Source organism: Bradyrhizobium guangdongense (genome assembly GCF_006483445.1).
In the GTDB taxonomy this organism is placed as follows: Bacteria; Pseudomonadota; Alphaproteobacteria; order Rhizobiales; family Xanthobacteraceae; genus Bradyrhizobium; species Bradyrhizobium guangdongense_A.
This window is the reverse complement of the sequence record NZ_PPPT01000309.1, coordinates 1-1,317: the sequence shown is the minus strand read 5'-3', so window position 1 is coordinate 1,317 and position 1,317 is coordinate 1. Positions and strand designations below refer to the sequence as shown.

Below are 1,317 nucleotides of genomic sequence, written 5' to 3'. Positions count from 1 at the left end.
GCCCTTCGGCAGCTTCTTGCCGCCGCGGCTCGCAACCAGCACCTTGCCTTCGGCAACGATCGAGGTCGCGAAGTCAAGCACGAGTGGATCCTGGCCCGGGCGCGGGATGCCGACGCAATAGGGCGCGGTCGACAACCGCTTCTCGACGCCGCCATACGGCGCGACCAGCAGCGAGCCCGCCGCGTTGACAAAATGCACTGACACGAGGCCTTCGGCGGCCGCCATCTCGGCCCAGTCGCCGACGCGGCCGATGTGGCCGGCATTGCGGAGAGCGACGGCGGCGAGCCCAGCCTTCTTGCACTTCTCGATGCCGATCTTCACCGCTTGCGGCGTCACCGTCTGGCCGTAGCCGAACTTGCCGTCGACGACCGCGAGCGAGGGCGTGTCGAGCACGACCTCAGCGGTCTGGTTCGGGACGACGTTGCCGGTCTTCTTCCACCTGATGTAGACGGGCACGCGGATCACGCCGTGGCTGTCATGGCCGGTGAGATTGGCTGTGGTCAGGTAGGTCGCGATGCGCCTTGCTTCTTCCGGTGAAGACTCCGCATGCGAAAACACATCAGCGACGAAGTCGATCAGCTTCTCAACCTGGATAGTGACCATAACGGGTCTATTTGCCTCTGCCTTGTTCCCTGCGGAATGAGCCGGTCTCGACGCGGCGTCATCCGTCCCGGCGCCGATTTTGGGGAGATCGGCTTGGGCGGCACTTTGAGCGAAAAAATCCGGCCATGTCCATCATTCTCCCCGCATATCTGTTCACTCCTCGGCGGTTGCCTCGTCAGCGCCACCGAGCTCGGCAAGGCTTAGCTCGAGCTCGCCCAGCATGTCCTGCAACTCCGCAAGTTTGCGGGCACCGAAGCGTTGCGTGATCTCGGCGTAGATCGCTTCCGAAGTCGGCGCGACCGAGGCCATCAGCTTCACGCCCTTCTCCGAGATCGACACCATGCTGCGGCGCTGATCGGCCTTCGCCGTCTTGCGCTCGATCAGATGTCGGGCCTCGAGATCGCGCAGAATGCGCGACAGGCTCGGCCCCAGCAGGAACGCCGTGCGTGCCAGTTCGGTGACCTCGATGGCATCGAGTGCGGCGAGCGCGCGCAGGATGCGCCATTGCTGCTCTGTCAGCCCATGCTGGCGCAGCGACGGGCGGAACTGCCGCATCACGGCCTCGCGCGCCCTGAGCAGCGACATCGGCAGCGAGCGCGAGAAATCGCGCATCGGCACCTGCCTGATAGCCGGGTGGCCGCCATTGGCGGGCTCGGCCGATTTCTTCCTGGTCATGGCAAAGTGCCCCGTCCTCACGTCCGAGAAAGTTTGCAG

General features: G+C 64.8%; 2 protein-coding genes. Both read right to left on the bottom strand.

Features of this window, described 5'->3' with window-relative positions; translation table 11 throughout:
* Positions 1-603, bottom strand: a 603-nt coding sequence (locus C2U70_RS32310; RefSeq protein WP_140982757.1) for an Ldh family oxidoreductase, incomplete at its 3' end; no start/stop codon positions are given.
* Between the two features lie 153 nt (positions 604-756).
* Entirely contained in the window at positions 757-1,278 is a 522-nt protein-coding gene (hpaR, locus tag C2U70_RS32305; protein WP_140982754.1) for a homoprotocatechuate degradation operon regulator HpaR, read from the bottom strand.
* Positions 1,279-1,317: the final 39 nt, after the last annotated feature.

Bases quoted from the DNA above. Each gene is read 5' to 3' on its own strand.
- hpaR (WP_140982754.1), bottom strand. From the start codon at position 1,278: ATGACCAGGAAGAAATCGGCCGAGCCCGCCAATGGCGGCCACCCGGCT.